The organism is Nocardia lijiangensis NBRC 108240 (assembly GCF_001613045.1).
GTDB lineage: Bacteria > Actinomycetota > Actinomycetes > Mycobacteriales > Mycobacteriaceae > Nocardia > Nocardia lijiangensis.
In genome coordinates this window covers 1-14,963 of record NZ_BDBP01000043.1, presented here as the reverse complement: position 1 = coordinate 14,963, position 14,963 = coordinate 1, and the positions used below count along the sequence as shown (strand labels likewise).

Sequence of the window (14,963 nt, the reverse complement as noted above, 5' to 3'; positions counted from 1 at the left end):
TTATCCGACGAGAAGATTGAGGGCGATGACGAGCACCAGCGCGATCCCCGCGAGCAGCACCGGGCGCTGGTACCAGGGCAGCGTGTCGGCCTCCGGATCGGTGCGCATGGCCGCCGGGGTCTCCGAATAGACCAGCCCGACCAGGTCGGCCGCGGGTCTCGGCTGGGTCACCTGGGTGACCGCGACGCTGACCAGGATGTCGACCACGAACGCCGCGCCCGCGGCCACGAAACTCGCTCCCTGGCCGGACAATTCGAACACCTCCGCCTCGTGCATGAGGAAAATGGCGACGGCCGAAGCGGTTCCGGCGACCAACCCCATCCAGCCCGCCGTCGGCGTCATCCGTTTCCAGAACATGCCGAGGATGAACGTGGCGAACAGCGGCGCGTTGAAGAAGCTGAACAGCGTCTGCAAGTAGTCCATCATGTTGCTGAAACTGCTCGCGATGAACGCCGTGAAGATGGCCGCGACGGTGGCGCCGACCGTGGCGAGGCGGCCGACGGTCAGGTAGTACCCGTCGGAGCGATCCCTGATCACGTACTGCTGCCACAGGTCGAAGCTGAAGACGGTGTTGAACGCCGAGACGTTGGCGGCCATGCCCGCCATGAACGCCGCGAGCAGACCCGCGATCCCGACGCCCAGCAGTCCGTTGGGCAGCACGTCTTTCATCAGATAGAGCAGCGCCTGGTTGTAGGTGACGTCACCGGAGTAGTCCGGATCGGCCGTCACGGCCTGCTTGTACTCGGCCATCTGCGGCACCAGCACCGCGCTGATCATGCCAGGGATGACGACGATCAGCGGGATGAACATCTTCGGATAGGCGCCGATGATCGGGGTGCGCCGGGCCGCGGAGATGGAGTGCGTCGCCATGGCGCGCTGCACCTCCACGAAATTGGTGGTCCAGTAGCCGAAGGAGAGCACGAAACCCAGGCCGAACACGATGCCGAGCACCGAGAGGAAGTCGTTGGCGAACCCGCTCAGCGCGTTGCCCGGCCACGATTCCAGCTGTTCCGCGCCGCCGGGTGACGCGATCACCTTGTCCTGCAAGCCTTCCCAGCCGCCGACCTTGTGCAGGCCGACCAGGGTGAGCGGCAGCAGCGCCGCCACGATGACGAAGAACTGCAACACCTCGTTGTAGATGGCGGCCGAGAGCCCGCCGAGGGTGATGTAGGACAGCACGATCACCGCGGCCACGATCACCGACACCCACAGCGGCCAGCCGAGCAGCACGTTGACGATGGAGCCGAGCAGATAGAGGTTCACCCCGGCGATGAGGATCTGGGCTACCGCGAAACTCAGCGCGTTCACCAGGTGCGCTCCGGTGCCGAAACGCCTGCGCATGAACTCCGGCACGCTGCGCACCTTGGAGCCGTAGTAGAACGGCATCATCACCACGCCGAGGAACAGCATGGCGGGCACCGCGCCGATCCAGAAGTAGTGGAAGGTCGGGAAGCCGTACTCGGCGCCGTTGGCCGACATGCCCATGATCTCGACCGCACCGAGGTTGGCCGAGATGAAGGCGAGACCGGTCACCCACGCGGGCAGCGAACGACCGGACAGGAAGAAGTCGATGCTGGAGGACACCCGCTGCCTGGCCAGCAGACCGATGCCGAGCACGAACACGAAATACAGGGCCACCAGGGCATAGTCGACGGGCGCCGCGTCCAGCCGCAGGGTGGTGGCCGCCTCGACGAGACGCTGCGGCGTCGCGGAGCTGAGGAAAGATGAATCGGCAAGTGGCACAGCGCGTCCCTCCTGGCGTGAAACCCGGGCGTCGAGCTAGGCGTACCTCCGCCTTCGCTCCGGCCGTGCGCGGAGCTAGGGACGGACTTCGTCCGGTCGCGCCCGACCGGTCCTGCATCGTGCGGTGTCCGTACCTCCACTGTGCGTGATTGTGCCGCTCCGGCGGGGCACAATCGCGCACAAATCTGGACGGTTGCTCAGCGAGTCCGCCGGTTCGGGGATTCGCCGGAGCTCGAGCAACACGGCACGGCGGACGCCGTATTCAGGACTCCCGGCGCGCTCCGTCGGCGGGGACCACGACGAACGTGCGCGGCTCGGCGAAACCCGCGCGGACGAACCGGTCGCCGACCGCGGCGGCCACTCGCTCGGTCCGCTCGCGGTCGACGAGCGCGATGGCGCTGCCGCCGAAGCCGCCGCCGACCATCCGCGCGCCGTGGGCGCCCGCGTCGAGGGCCGCCGTCACCGCGGTGTCCAGCGCGGCCGTCGAGACCTCGAAATCGTCGCGCAGCGAGGCGTGGCCCGCGACCAGGATCGGCCCGATCTCGCGCGGGTCGGCGCCCTGCCGCAATTTCTCGGCAACCGTGACGACGCGAGCGTTCTCGGTGACCACGTGCCGCGCCCGGTGGCGGACGACCGCGCCGGCGATGCGCGGCAGATCCGCCGCGTCGACATCGCGCAGCGCGGGCACACCGAGTTCGGCCGCCGCCGCCTCACACTGCGCGCGCCGCTGCGCGTAGCCGCCGTCCACCAGTTCGTGCGGCTGCCCGGTGTCGATGACCAGGAGCTCGAGGCCGAAAGCGGCCAGGTCGAACGGGATCTGCTCGTAGCCGGCGTCGGCGGCGGTGAAGCGACGGATGTCGAGGAACAGCGCGTGTCCCGCGGTGCACAGCATGGCCGCCGACTGGTCGAGCACGCCCGTCGGGGCGCCCGCGTAGTCGTTCTCGGCGGCGCGCGCGATATCGATCAGTTCGCGGTCGACCACGGTGGGCGCGAACAGATCTCGCAGCGCCACCGCCACCGAGCACGACAGCGCCGCCGAACTCGACAGTCCCGCGCCGATCGGCACCGCGCCGTCGAGGTCCAGCATCAGCCCGCCAACGGCATGCCCGCGCCGTACGAATTCGGCAACAACACCCAACGGGTACCGCGCCCAGCCCGGCAGCCGATCCCGCGCCGCGGCGAGCTCGCCGATCCCGGCCCGCACCGTCTCCCCCCGCCGCTGCCGTGATTCGACCCGGACGAGTCCGTCGTCGGTCGGCTCGGCCGCGCACCGCGTTACCAGGGGCAACGCGATGGGCAGCACGAAACCGTCGTTGTAGTCCGTGTGCTCGCCGATGATGTTCACCCGGCCCGGCGCCACCCATGTCCGCACTGCTGCCTCGCTTGTCGACTCGGAGCTCGTCCGTCTGCGCCACACGTTACGAGACACGCCGCCCCAGCATCGCTTTCCTCCGGTGCGCGTGCGCGATTCGCGATCGTGACGCATTGTCGAATTCGAAGCAATATCGGCCTGCAAATTAGGCCGAGAGTTTTGGGAGGGCACTATGATTCACACCACCCCACGCTGCGGCCTGCTCGGGCTGCAGTGGGTCGATCGACTACTTCCGCCCCTGGGCAGGCCGGAGCGTGACAACCGGCAAATCCCCGGGGCACCACTGACGATCGAGATCGGCGCGGCGACAGGGGTGGGTCCGACAGCGATGTCGGCCTTCGATGCAGCCCTGCGCGAGTTGGGAGTGGGTGATGCGAACTTGATTCGCCTGTCGTCGGTGATCCCGCCGCGCGCCGTGTTGCAGCGCACCGCCCGAGTCCGCAAGCCGATCCCCTGGGGTGATCGGCTCTACTGTGTCTACGCCGCCCAGCACACCGACGAGATCGGGCGTCCGGCCGCCGCCGGCGTCGGCTGGGCACTGCGCGACGACGGCTCCGGAGCAGGGCTTTTCGTCGAGCACGAGGGCGAGAACGCGGCCGAGGTCGAAGGGCTGATCCGCGCCAGCCTCGCGGACATGACCGACCGCAGGCCCGAGGGCTTCGGCCCCGTGCAGCTGTCGATCGCCCAGACCCGCTGCGCGGGCGACCCGGCCTGCGCCGTGGTGCTTGCCGCCTACCACACGACCTCGTGGAGCTGACGGCGATGAGCGATGTGCACGTCACCGTCGAGACCACGATCCCGGACGACCGGATCGAGATGTTCCACCGCCTCTACGAGGAGGCCTTCGGCCCGCTGCGCACCAAGGCTATCGCCAGGCAGGTGCTGCACCGCGACGAGTTCCACGAGGAGATGATCGATCCCCGGGTGCACAAGCACGTCGCGCGCACCGCGTCGGGCGAGCCGATCGGTCTGACCACGCTGACCAGGCATTTGGAGACGGTGCCCTGGATCAGTCCGGACTATTTCGCCGCGCGCTATCCCGAGCACGCCGCGCGCAATGCGATCTATTACGCGGGATTCACCCTTGTTGCGCCAAGTGCCCGACAAGGGGCCGCCTTCCATGCCATGATCAAATCAGTTGTCCAGATATTGGTGGCCGAACGCGCTGCGGTCGGCTGGGACATCTGCTCGTACAACAACACTCAGCTCTCGTTCGCCGACAGTATTCGCGCGGTGCTCGATGAGCAGACGAACGTCGAAGTCGCGGTGGAGGATTCACAGACCTACTACGCCGCACAGTTCACCGGGGACGGAGCGACCAAGGGGGGCTGATGACATCCAGCGAAGAGCAGGCGAGCGACCGTGGCTACTGTACCGGGAACCTTTGGTGCGTAGCGCTTCTCGGAGGATGGACGGCGCTGATCTCGGTGCCGCTGGTGTTCGAGTCCCGTGCGCTCGCGCTGGTGACGATGCTGGCGGTGGTCGCGGGGGCGCTCACCATGATCGGCGTGGGGCTATTGCGCCATCGACCGGCTCAGCCGCTGCCCTGGTACCTGCTGTCGCTGTCGGCGGTGCTCTTCGCGCTCGGCACCATGCTGCGCGATTTCGCCGACGACTCGATCAGCCCGCTCGACGACATCTGCACGCTGACCGGATATCTCGGCATCGGGGTGGCCGCCACGCTGTGGCTGCGGCCCAGGCAGGTGCGCGGCAACTACGACCTGATGCTGGATTCGGCGCTGATCGGTCTCGGCGCACTGCTGGCCTCATGGACCTTTCTCATCTCCCCGATCCTGCAAACGCGCGCGACCACCCTGACCACGGTGGTCGTGGCCTCGTATCCGATCCTCGACGCCCTGCTGCTGACCCTGGTCGCCCACTCGGTCGCCACGGCCACGCGCTCGGAGACTTCGCTGCGGCTGCTGCACCTGGCCATGGTCGCCGTGCTGGTCGGCGATCTCGGCTACAGCCTGGAGACCGCGGGCACCGCGACGATCGGGCACGAGGTGCTGCTGACGCCGCTGCTGATCGCCTACGCCACGGTCGGCATCGCCGCGCTGCACCCGACCATGGCGAGCCTCGGCGCGCCGCGCCACATCCATCCGCACCATTCCCGGCAGCGCGCCAGCTTCATCGCGGTCGCGCTGATCGTGGCCTCGCTGGTGCCGGTGGTCGGCTCCAGTCTCGGCGCGGTCGACAGGGCGGTGGTGTCCTCGCTGTTCGCGCTGCTGCTCATCGGCGTGCTGGTGCGCAGCGAACGGGCCATTCAGCGCAGCTCCCGCAGCGAGCGACGGGCCCAGTACCAGGCCGACCACGATATGCTCACCGGCCTGCTGAACCGGGCGGCCCTGCTGCGCGCGCTCAACCGCAATAGTGCGCACTGGCGCAATCGGCCGCTGTGCCTGCTGTTCATCGATCTGGACGGCTTCAAGATGGTCAACGACAGCTACGGTCACGCCGTCGGCGACGAGCTGATCGCCAACGCCGCCTCGCGAATCCGGCGGGTGGTGCGCCGCGACGACGCGGTCGCCCGATACGGCGGCGACGAGTTCGTGGTGCTGGCTCCGCTGGGCAAGCCGGACGCGGCGGTGCTCGCCGAACGACTACTCGGGGCCTTCGTCCGCCCCTTCGAACTGAGCGCGGGCGAAGTGCCGATCACCGCCAGCGTCGGCATCGCGTGCGACAGTCCGCGCGACCCCGAGGCCACCGTGTACGACCTGATCAGGGATGCGGATTCGGCGATGTACCACGCCAAGGAGTACTCGCTCGGCTACGCCTTTCACGACGACCTCCGGCACCCGCACCTACCCGCGGGCCGCCCGGCCGCCGCCACCTCCGACACCGAGTCCCGGACGTGGCGATCCAACGCCGAGAGCACCGCGGTCTGATACCGCGACCGCCGGGCAACCCCGAACCGCAGGACGATCCGGCGCCGCCGGACGACCCGGCTCAGTCCGTCAGTTCCTCGAGCAGCCGCCTGGCCTCCTCGAGCTCGGCCTGTAACTGCTCGACCTTCGCCAGCTGTGCGCCCCGCGCCGCCTCCAGGATTCCGGCGACCACCTCGGCCACTTCCGGATGCAGGATCTTGGCCGCCTGCGCGACCGCCGAACTGTTCACCGGCAGCCCGCGCACCGAGCGCTTCTTGCCGTTGACCACCTCGACCGTCCACTCGCCGTCGGCCGTTCCGGACAGCGTCACCGTGACCTCGGCGGCCTTCGGCTTGCGCGCGGCGGGCGCCTTGGCCGGCTTGGGGGAAGCCGCGGGCTTGGGCGCGGTCGCTCCCGGACCGCTCGATTCCGACACCGGTGCAACGGGTTTCGGGGCGGGGGGAACCGGCGCGGTGCTAGGGGTCGGCGCCGGTGCGCTCGTCGTGGTCGACGGCTGGGTCACGGTGGAGTCCTTCCTGGTTGTCGACTTCGGCTGGCTGGGTGGTGCGGTCGCCGCCCGATCCCGCGACGGCTTGGTCAACGTCACTTCGGTCGGAGAAAAGGACAGTACATCCTTCGAACCGGTCGGCCGCACCTGCAGGAAGTCACCGTCGGACGGATCGCCGAGCGCGACCACCTTGCCCGAACGCCCTTCCGGCACACCGACCGCGGCGGCGGTGAACCAGACCATGGGCGGGCGGCCACCGGCGATCTCGGTGGCGATCTGCTCGATTTCGATGTCGGACAACGGCTTGGGCTTGGTTCTTGGCGACGGCATGGGGCACTCCGAGCGGTCTTCGTTGATGTCTGCGTGCACAGATGATGCCGCACGCCACCGACAGATTCACACGGCGTCGCGAATTCGTACCGCCGCACCGCAACCCGAACACTCCAGCAAACCCAGGGCTACGCCCAGGTTTCGAGGCAGGGCGCTACGTCGCGCCGGGCGCTTGCAGCGCGGGGAACCAGATGTCGGTGAGCACCTCGGCGGCTTTGTCGGCGTCGACATCGATGGTGCCCTGCATCGCCCATCGGGTGAAGAACCGTTCCAGTTGCGCGACAAGCAGTTCCACGCGCAGCCGCGCCTCGTCCCTGCGCTCGGCAGGCCAGCGGGCCAGGTAGGAGGTCATCGCGTTGGGCAGGGCCGCGAAGCCCTGCCTGGCGATCTCGCGGAACTCTGGCTCCAGCGTGGTCGCCTCGTCCCAGGCGGGCAGCAGGTCCTTGTACTCGTGGAACCAGGCGATGGCCCTGGTCATCCAGCCGACGAAGGCCTCGCGGGTGCCGATGTCGAGCACCCGGTCCAGATCCTCGTAGAAATGCAGCGCGGTGGGCGCGGTGGATTGCGCGGCGACCGCGCGCAGGATGTCCAGCTTCCCGGTGAAGTGCAGGTAGAAGGTGGCGCGGCTGCACCCGACCGCGGCGGCGATCTCGTCGACCCGCACCGCGGCATACCCGTTGGCGCCGAACAGCTCCTTGGCGGCCTCCAGCAGCTTGGCCCTGGTCTGGAGCTTCTGTTCGTCGCGCAGGCTGAGCCCGGCCGGGTTCGACTTGGTCGGCATGGTGAACGGTAACTCCGTCTCGTCGGCACTTCCAATAGACATTCTGTCACTCACTAGACAGCCAGTCTAGTGAGTGTTAATTTGTTGCCTACGTCACTTCGGCGACGACCGGCTCGCGCGGTGTCTGTGGTCACCTCCGGCGCCCGCCGACGCCGGCAGCTCCAGACGAGGACATCGACTTTGACTTCACAGCAACTACCCCGGGTCTGCGTCATCGGCGCGGGACCCTCGGGAATCACCGCCGCCAAACGCCTGCAAGACCACGGCATCCCGTTCGACTGTTTCGAAGCGGGCGACGAGGTCGGCGGCAACTGGTATTTCAAGAACCCGAACGGCATGTCGGCCTGCTACCAGAGCCTGCACATCGATACGTCCAAGTGGCGCTTGGCTTTCGAGGACTACCCGGTGCCGGACGAGTGGCCCGACTTCCCCCACCACGCGCAGCTGTTCGAGTACTTCAAGAACTACGTCGACCATTTCGGACTGCGCGACAAGATCCTGTTCGACACCTTGGTCACCGCGGCCGAGCGACAGCCCGACGGGCGCTGGCTGGTGACCGCCTCCGACGGCCGCACCCGCGCCTACGACGCGCTCATCGTGTGCAACGGCCACCACTGGGATCCCCGGATGCCGGACTACCCTGGCGAATTCGACGGCGTGCTCATGCACAGCCACGCTTACAACGATCCGTTCGACCCGGTCGACATGCGCGGCAAGCGAGTGGTGGTGGTCGGCATGGGCAATTCCGGGCTCGACATCGCCTCCGAGCTGTCCCAGCGCTTCCTCGCCGCCCGGCTGACGGTCTCGGCCCGGCGCGGCGTGTGGGTGCTACCGAAATACGTGCACGGCGCGGTGGGCGACAGACGCCGTATGCCGCCGTGGATTCCGCGCAAGGTCGCGCTGAAGATGAAGCAGCGCTTCGTCCGAAAGTTCCGCGGCGAGATGGAGTTCTACGGTCTGCCCGCGCCCGATCACAAGCCCTTCGAGGCGCATCCCTCGGCCAGCGAGGAGTTCCTGCATCGCGCGGGCTGCGGCGACATCGCGTTCAAGCCCGCCATCACCGCGCTGGAGGGGCCGCGGGTGCGCTTCGCCGACGGCAGCGTGGAAGAGGTAGACGTGATCGTCTGCGCCACCGGCTATCACATCAGTTTCCCGTTCTTCGACGACCCGGAACTGTTGCCGGACAGCGACAATCGGCTGCCGCTGTTCAAGCAGATGATGAAACCGGGCATCGACAACCTCTTCTACCTGGGACTGGCCCAGCCGCTGCCCACGCTGGTCAACTTCGCCGAGCAGCAGAGCAAGCTGGTCGCGGCGTACCTGACCGGTCGCTATCTGCCGCCCGATCCGGACGGGATGCGCGAGGACATCCGCGCCGCCGAGACCGCGCGCACGGGCCGCTACTACGACTCACCGCGCCACACGATCCAGGTCGAATTCGAGCCGTACGTGCGCGATATGCAGCGCGAGATGGCCAGGGGCGCCAAGCGCGCGGCCGCGGCGGGGAACGCGCTGCCGGTGCCGGCCCGAGCGCTGGATCGGGTGTGAGGCCGTGAGCGACATCTCGGGATACTGCGCCGATCGCTTCGAGGGCGTACGGCGGGAGCTGAAGCGCCAACTGGATTCCGGCGCCGAGCTCGGCGCGTCGATCTGCGTGACGATCGACGGCGAGCCGGTGGTCGACCTCTGGGGCGGGCACCTGGACGAGGACCGCACTGCGCCGTGGCTGACCGACACCCTTGTGAACGTCTTCTCGATCAGCAAGACCATGACCGCGCTGTGCGCACTGCTGCTCGTCGATCGCGGCGAGCTGGACGTGCACCAGAAGGTCGCGCACTACTGGCCGGAGTTCGGCGCGAACGGCAAGGGCGGCATCGAGATTCGGCACATCCTCGGGCACACCTCAGGTGTCTCCGGGTGGCAGCCGCCGATCGACCTGGCCGACATCTACGACGCGCAGGCGGCCGCCGCGCGCCTGGCCGCCCAGCCGCCGTGGTGGGAGCCCGGCGCCGCATCGGGTTATCACGCGCTCAACTACGGGCACCTGGTCGGCGAGGTGGTCCGTCGTCTCACCGGGCGCAGTCTCGGGCATTTCTTCGCCGAGGAACTCGCCGGGCCGCTGGGCGCCGACTTCCACATCGGCACCGGGCCCGAGCACCGTCCGCGCATCGCGCCACTGATCCCGCCGCCTGCCGTGCAGTTCGACATGGCGGCGCTCGACCAGGACAGCATTCTGGTCAAGACCCTCACCAGTCCGCTGCTCGACGTCGCCGAGACCGCCACCGCCGGGTGGCAAGGGGCCGAGATCGGCGCGGTCAACGGTCACGGCAACGCACGCTCGGTGGCCAGGGTGCAGTCCCTGGTGTCCTGCGGTGGCGCGCTGGACGGACGGAAGCTGTTGTCGGACAAGACAATCGACCTGATCTTCGAGCAGCAATCCGACGGCGTGGACCAAGCGCTGCTGGTGCCGCTGCGTTTCGGCATCGGCTACGGGCTGCCGCATCCGCAGACCGCGCCCGCGGTGCCCGAGGGCCGGGTCTGCTGGTGGGCCGGGTACGGCGGGGCGATCGTGGTCAACGACCTGGACCACCGTCTCACTTTCGCCTACACCATGAACAAGATGGAGCCGGGCGTCCTCGGCTCGGCTCGCGCCGACGCCTACTTACGCGCGACCTACGCGGCCGTGCGGGAGGGAGCGGTATGACTTCCATGATGCGAGCGCTGCAGCTGACCGGTCCCGGCACGCTGGAGTTGCGGGAGGTACCGGTGCCGTCGATCGGGCCCGACGATCTGCTGCTGCGGGTCGGCGCGGCGGGCATCTGCCATTCGGACCTGCACGTGCTGGAGATACCGTTCCGGCTGCGCGAGGATCCCCTGACGCTCGGCCACGAGGTGGCGGGCGCCGTCGTGGCGATCGGCGACCGGGTGACCGGCCGGGAGGTCGGCGACCGCGGTGTCGTCTACCTGTGCTGGTCGTGCGGCGAGTGCCGGGAATGCGTGCGCGGCAACGAGAACGTGTGCCTTGCCGCGGGTCGCACGGCGATGCCGCCGTGTCCCGGGCTCGGTCCCGACGGCGGCATGGCGGAGTACATCCGCATTCCGGCGACCGCGTTCGTGCCGATCGGCGAGCTGGACTTCGCCCAGGCCGCGCCGCTCGCCGACGCGGCGCTGACGAGCTATCACGCGATCGACGGCGCGCGCGACCAGCTGCGGCCGGGCGCGACAGCCGTCGTCATCGGGGTCGGCGGGCTCGGTCACGTCGCGGTGCAGATCCTCGCCGCCACCACCGCGGCCAGGGTGCTCGCGGTGGACGTGAGCGAGGACAAGCTTGCCGTGGCAAGCACGTGCGGCGCCGACGAAGGACTGCTCGCCGACGCCGGGACCGCCGCGGCGATCCTCGACCTGACCGGGGGACGCGGCGCGGAGGCGGTGTTCGATTTCGTCGGCGCCGAGCAGACCGCGCGCCTGGCGGTCGAGTGTGTGGCGCCCAACGGCGCATACCGGATGGTCGGGCTCGGCGGCGGCGCGCCGGAACTCACCGCGGCGCCCGCGGGCGGCCCCGGCTGGCCGTGGGGCGCCACGGTACGAAAGTCCTACGGCGGCACCAAATCCGATCTGATCGAGTCCGTCGCGCTCGCGCGATCGGGCAGACTCCGGGTCGAGGTCGAGACCTTCGCGCTCGACGACGGCCGCGAAGCGCTCGATCGCCTGGCGGACGGGCGGATCCGCGGGCGAGCGGTGCTGATCCCGTGAACCCGAACCGCGTACGAACGACGAGGAATATTCGATGACGAAATCCATGGACCCGCAGGCGCTGGCAGCGACCATCGTCGGGCGGCTCACCGGGCCGGGCGGCGCGTTCGAGATGACGGTCGAGGACGTCCTCGGCGCGCCGCTGCCGGTGGTGAAGAACCGGGGCCGCGCGCTGCGCGAGGTGCTCGCGGCGTCGGTCGCGCTCGGCGACCGCGACTACCTGGTGACCGAGGATCGGCGCCTCTCCTATGCCGAGCACGCCGCCGAGGCGGGCGCGCTGGCCAGGGTGCTGCGGGACCGCTACGGCGTCGGCAAGGGCGATCGCGTCGGCATCCTCGCGGCGAACACCCCCGAGTGGGTGGTGGCGTTCTGGGCCGCGCAGTGCCTCGGCGCGATCGCGGTCGGCTACAACGCGTGGTGGGCGCCGCGCGAGATCGCCTACGGTCTCGAGCACACCGCGCCCTCGGTGCTGATCGCGGACGCCAAGCGGGCCGCGCAGGTCGCCGGCCTCGGCGTCGACGTTCCGGTGCTCACCATGGAGCGCGACATCCCGGACCTGGTGGCCGAGTTCGCGGCGGGCGAGCTGCCCGATACGGCCGTCGCCGAGGACGATCCGGCCGTCATCCTGTACACCAGCGGCACCAGCGGGCGGCCCAAAGGCGCGGTGCACACGCACCGGAACCTGCTGGCCGTCATCGACTACCACCGCTTCAACGACGCGCTCGCGGCGGCCTTCACGGGCGGGGTGGACGACGGCGGCCCCAAGGGCAGGCGCTTCCTGCTCACCTCGCCGCTGTTCCACATCGCCAGCCTGCACAATCTGGTGCTGCCGCGGATGGCCACCGGCGACACGGCCGTCATCTACCAGGGCGCTTTCGACGCCGACCGGGTGCTTCGGCTGATCGAACGCGAGCGCATCAGCAACTGGGGCGCGATGCCGACCATGGCCACTCGGCTGCTCGAGGCCGACCTCTCCGCCTACGACGTGTCCTCGCTGGCCGCCTTCTCACTCAACTCCGCGCCCTCCTCGGCCGCGCTGCAAGATCGATTGCGGCAGCAGCTGCCCGTCGCGCGGACCGCGCTGGTGACCAGCTACGGCATGACCGAGTGCTCGACCGCCGCCACCATCGCCGCTCCCGCAGAACTCGCCGCGTTCCCGGACACGGTGGGCCGCCCGGTGATCGGAGTGAGCCTGGAGATCCGCGACCCGATGGGCGAGCCGGTCGGCGCGGGCGTCGAGGGCGAGATCTGGGTGCGCAGCCCCTACGTGATGCTCGGCTACTGGAACGATCCCGAGGCTACGGCGGCGGCCATCACCTCGGATCGCTGGTTGCGCACCGGCGACATCGGCGTCCTGGAGGAGGGCAGGCTGCGGTTGTCCGGCAGGCGATCGGATCTGATCCTGCGCGGCGGGGAGAACGTCTATCCCACCGAGGTCGAGCAGTGTCTCGACGAACACCCGGAGGTTCAGGAGAGCGCCGTCGTCGGCGTGCCGGACGCCGATCTGGGCCAGCAGGTCGCCGCTCTCGTGGTGGTGAACGAGGGCGCGACGGTCACCGAGGCGGATCTGCGCGCGTTCGCCGGGGAGCGGCTGGCCTACTACAAGGTGCCCGCCGTCTGGCGGCTCACGACCACGCCACTCACCCGCAACGCGACCGGAAAGGTGATTCGCGCGGGCATTGCCGAAACGCTCTCCGACGCCGCGGGGTGACGGAGTCCGTTCCGCACGGAAACATCGGCAAACCGACCGGTCCGATGGCCCTGGATTCGGGGGTCGACCCGACGCCATAGAGAGGTCTACCTTGTGAATCAGGCGTGCACGTCGTACGCCGCACCACTCGCAAGGAGGCGACGTGGCGACTTTCGCGCACCAGGGCCGGACCGTAGTCTTCGATCGCATCGGCAGCGGGCCGCCGATCGTGTTGCTGCACAACGCGGGAACGCAGCGACATATCTGGGACGATCAGGTGGCGGTGCTGCGGCGCGATCACGAAGTCTTCGCACTCGACCTGCCCGGCTACGGCGAATCGGAGCAACCGGCCGCGGGCTACCGGCTCGACGAGTACGTGCGCATGCTCGGCGCCTTCCTCGATGCGCACGACCTGGCCGACGTGATCCTGGTCGGCAACTGCCTCGGCAGCGCCACCTCGCTCGGCTATGCCATGGCACATCCGTCGAACGTGCGCGCGCTGGTGCTGGTCAGCCCGCTGACCCGCAACACCGTGCGCAAGGGCGAACAGGCGGGCCTGGCCTGGGTGGACGCCAAGCTGCCGCTGGCGCCGCTGGCCGAGCGGCTCGCGCTGCCCGACAAGGTGATCTCGCTGATCATCGCCAACCAGCTCGGCGCGCGCGGCAAGCGCCTCGGCCTGCAGCATTCGCGGCGGCTCAAGGCGCACTGGGGCGATCGCGGCAGGCTGCGAGCGCTGCACGGTCTCGTGCAGGATTTCCCGTCGTTCCGCGTCCTCGACGAGTTCACCCCCGGGCCCGCTTTCCCGCCGATCTGCACGATCTGGGGCAAGCAGAACCACATCCTCTCGGCCTCGGCGGGCGCCGTCCTGGATCGCACACTGCATCCGCACACCAGCGTGGTGCTCCCCGACTGCGGCCATCTGCCGATGGTGGAGGACCCGACCACGGTGACCACCGTGATCACCGACTTCCTCGCCGCGCCCGAGATCCGTCCGCACGGGGCGAGCCGTCCGCACGCGGCGCGTACCGACACGTCGCTGCCGCGCAGTTCGTGACCGGCGCGCCGGTCCGAAATCGACGCATGCCGCGGCCGGTGCCGAAGTCCGCCTCGACCTGCTGACGTGCGCTGTCACCCCGGGATCGACCGCGCCCGGGGTAAGCTGATCTTGGTGTTTGGCGATCTATGCCACGGGAACCCGGTCGATAAGCCATCGAGGAAAGGGTTGACGTTCATGTTGCTGCGCCGACTAGCCCGGCCACTGCTGGCGACCGCCTTCGTCGCCGACGGGGTCGACACCCTGATCCATCCGGAACCGCGCGCCAAGACCGCCGCGGCACTCGTCCAGCGCGGGGAGCGTTCGCTGCCGGACAACGTCGCCGCGAAGCTGCCCGCCGACCCGGCCACCGTGGTGCGGATCAACGCCATCGCGCAGGTCTCCGGCGGCGTCCTCCTCGCGCTGGGCAAGGCACCGCGCCTCGCCTCGCTCGTGCTCGCGGCGACGGTCGTGCCCGCCACCGTCACCGAGCAGGACTTCTGGGCCGAAGAGGACCCGGATCGGAAGGCGGCCAAGCGCACGGCCTTCCTCAAGGACATGAGCCTGCTCGGCGGGCTGCTGATCGCCGCCGCCGATACCGAGGGCAAGCCGTCGCTCGGCTGGCGCGGCAGGCGCGCAGCCCGCAACGCGGCCGCCACGGTCTCAGCGGCGCTGCCCTTCGGCGCGGCCGCCGAGGGCTCGGGCGGTGAGTCGCTGCGCCAGCACGCGCACGATGCGGCGGTGCGCGCGAGGTCGCTCGGCGACACCGCCGTGACCAGGGGCTCGGAATTCGCCGAGACCGTGCAGACCCACGGACCCGAGTGGGCCGCCGCCGCCAGGCAGCGCGGCGCGGCGATCGCCGCCGTGGCCAAGGAGCGCGGCGCGG

General features: G+C 69.4%; 13 protein-coding genes. 9 read left to right on the top strand and 4 right to left on the bottom strand.

Annotated elements, in window-relative coordinates; translation table 11 throughout:
* Nucleotides 1-1,674 carry a sodium:solute symporter family protein gene (locus NL1_RS17095; protein WP_067840659.1) on the bottom strand — a complete coding sequence of 558 codons (1,674 nt, stop codon included), beginning with the start codon at nt 1,672-1,674 and terminating at the stop codon, nt 1-3.
* A gap of 331 nt (nt 1,675-2,005) precedes the next feature.
* Nucleotides 2,006-3,115 carry a galactokinase gene (gene galK / locus NL1_RS17090; RefSeq protein WP_245673338.1) on the bottom strand — a complete coding sequence of 370 codons (1,110 nt, stop codon included), beginning with the start codon at nt 3,113-3,115 and terminating at the stop codon, nt 2,006-2,008.
* Between the two features lie 172 nt (nt 3,116-3,287).
* Here galK and NL1_RS17085 point away from each other — a divergent pair, with 172 nt between their 5' ends.
* From NL1_RS17085 to NL1_RS17075, 3 genes are read left to right on the top strand one after another with little or no spacing between them, the layout of a single operon-like run.
* Nucleotides 3,288-3,872: a pyruvoyl-dependent arginine decarboxylase gene (locus NL1_RS17085; protein WP_245673336.1), complete on the top strand. Its 585-nt coding sequence runs from the start codon at nt 3,288-3,290 to the stop codon at nt 3,870-3,872.
* Nucleotides 3,873-3,877: 5 nt separating this feature from the next.
* Nucleotides 3,878-4,447 carry a hypothetical protein gene (locus NL1_RS17080; RefSeq protein WP_067840654.1) on the top strand — a complete coding sequence of 190 codons (570 nt, stop codon included), beginning with the start codon at nt 3,878-3,880 and terminating at the stop codon, nt 4,445-4,447.
* Entirely contained in the window at nt 4,447-6,003 is a 1,557-nt protein-coding gene (locus tag NL1_RS17075) for a GGDEF domain-containing protein (RefSeq protein WP_067840532.1), read from the top strand. The genes NL1_RS17080 and NL1_RS17075 overlap by 1 nt, the downstream gene beginning before the upstream one ends.
* Before the next feature lie 61 nt (nt 6,004-6,064).
* On the opposite strand, the gene NL1_RS17070 is transcribed toward NL1_RS17075, so the two are convergent.
* Both NL1_RS17070 and NL1_RS17065 read right to left on the bottom strand, forming a co-directional pair.
* Nucleotides 6,065-6,820 (bottom strand): DUF6319 family protein, encoded by a 756-nt coding sequence (locus NL1_RS17070; RefSeq protein ID WP_067840531.1) that lies wholly within the window; start codon nt 6,818-6,820, stop codon nt 6,065-6,067.
* Between the two features lie 154 nt (nt 6,821-6,974).
* Nucleotides 6,975-7,601 (bottom strand): TetR/AcrR family transcriptional regulator, encoded by a 627-nt coding sequence (locus NL1_RS17065; protein WP_067840529.1) that lies wholly within the window; start codon nt 7,599-7,601, stop codon nt 6,975-6,977.
* A gap of 180 nt (nt 7,602-7,781) precedes the next feature.
* Here NL1_RS17065 and NL1_RS17060 point away from each other — a divergent pair, with 180 nt between their 5' ends.
* The 6 genes from NL1_RS17060 to NL1_RS17035 all read left to right on the top strand — a co-directional run.
* Nucleotides 7,782-9,149, top strand: a complete 1,368-nt coding sequence (locus NL1_RS17060) for a flavin-containing monooxygenase (RefSeq protein WP_084510684.1) — start codon at nt 7,782-7,784, stop codon at nt 9,147-9,149.
* A gap of 4 nt (nt 9,150-9,153) precedes the next feature.
* Nucleotides 9,154-10,305 carry a serine hydrolase domain-containing protein gene (locus tag NL1_RS17055; RefSeq protein WP_067840526.1) on the top strand — a complete coding sequence of 384 codons (1,152 nt, stop codon included), beginning with the start codon at nt 9,154-9,156 and terminating at the stop codon, nt 10,303-10,305.
* Nucleotides 10,306-10,313: 8 nt separating this feature from the next.
* On the top strand, nt 10,314-11,354 hold the full coding sequence (locus NL1_RS17050; RefSeq protein WP_067840652.1) for an NAD(P)-dependent alcohol dehydrogenase: 1,041 nt from the start codon (nt 10,314-10,316) through the stop codon (nt 11,352-11,354).
* Between the two features lie 34 nt (nt 11,355-11,388).
* Complete coding sequence (gene casG / locus NL1_RS17045) at nt 11,389-13,065, top strand: steroid-24-oyl-CoA synthetase (RefSeq protein WP_067840524.1); 1,677 nt, start codon at nt 11,389-11,391, stop codon at nt 13,063-13,065.
* Nucleotides 13,066-13,207: 142 nt separating this feature from the next.
* Nucleotides 13,208-14,098, top strand: coding sequence for an alpha/beta fold hydrolase (locus tag NL1_RS17040; protein WP_067840522.1), 891 nt, complete (start codon nt 13,208-13,210; stop codon nt 14,096-14,098).
* Nucleotides 14,099-14,275: 177 nt separating this feature from the next.
* On the top strand, nt 14,276-14,963 hold a 688-nt coding region (locus NL1_RS17035; RefSeq protein WP_156094910.1), incomplete at its 3' end, for a DoxX family protein.

Bases quoted from the DNA above. Each gene is read 5' to 3' on its own strand.
- NL1_RS17085 (WP_245673336.1), top strand. From the start codon at position 3,288: ATGATTCACACCACCCCACGCTGCGGCCTGCTCGGGCTGCAGTGGGTC.
- NL1_RS17075 (WP_067840532.1), top strand. From the start codon at position 4,447: ATGACATCCAGCGAAGAGCAGGCGAGCGACCGTGGCTACTGTACCGGG.
- NL1_RS17050 (WP_067840652.1), top strand. From the start codon at position 10,314: ATGCGAGCGCTGCAGCTGACCGGTCCCGGCACGCTGGAGTTGCGGGAG.
- NL1_RS17080 (WP_067840654.1), top strand. From the start codon at position 3,878: ATGAGCGATGTGCACGTCACCGTCGAGACCACGATCCCGGACGACCGG.
- casG (WP_067840524.1), top strand. From the start codon at position 11,389: ATGACGAAATCCATGGACCCGCAGGCGCTGGCAGCGACCATCGTCGGG.
- NL1_RS17070 (WP_067840531.1), bottom strand. From the start codon at position 6,820: ATGCCGTCGCCAAGAACCAAGCCCAAGCCGTTGTCCGACATCGAAATC.
- NL1_RS17065 (WP_067840529.1), bottom strand. From the start codon at position 7,601: ATGCCGACCAAGTCGAACCCGGCCGGGCTCAGCCTGCGCGACGAACAG.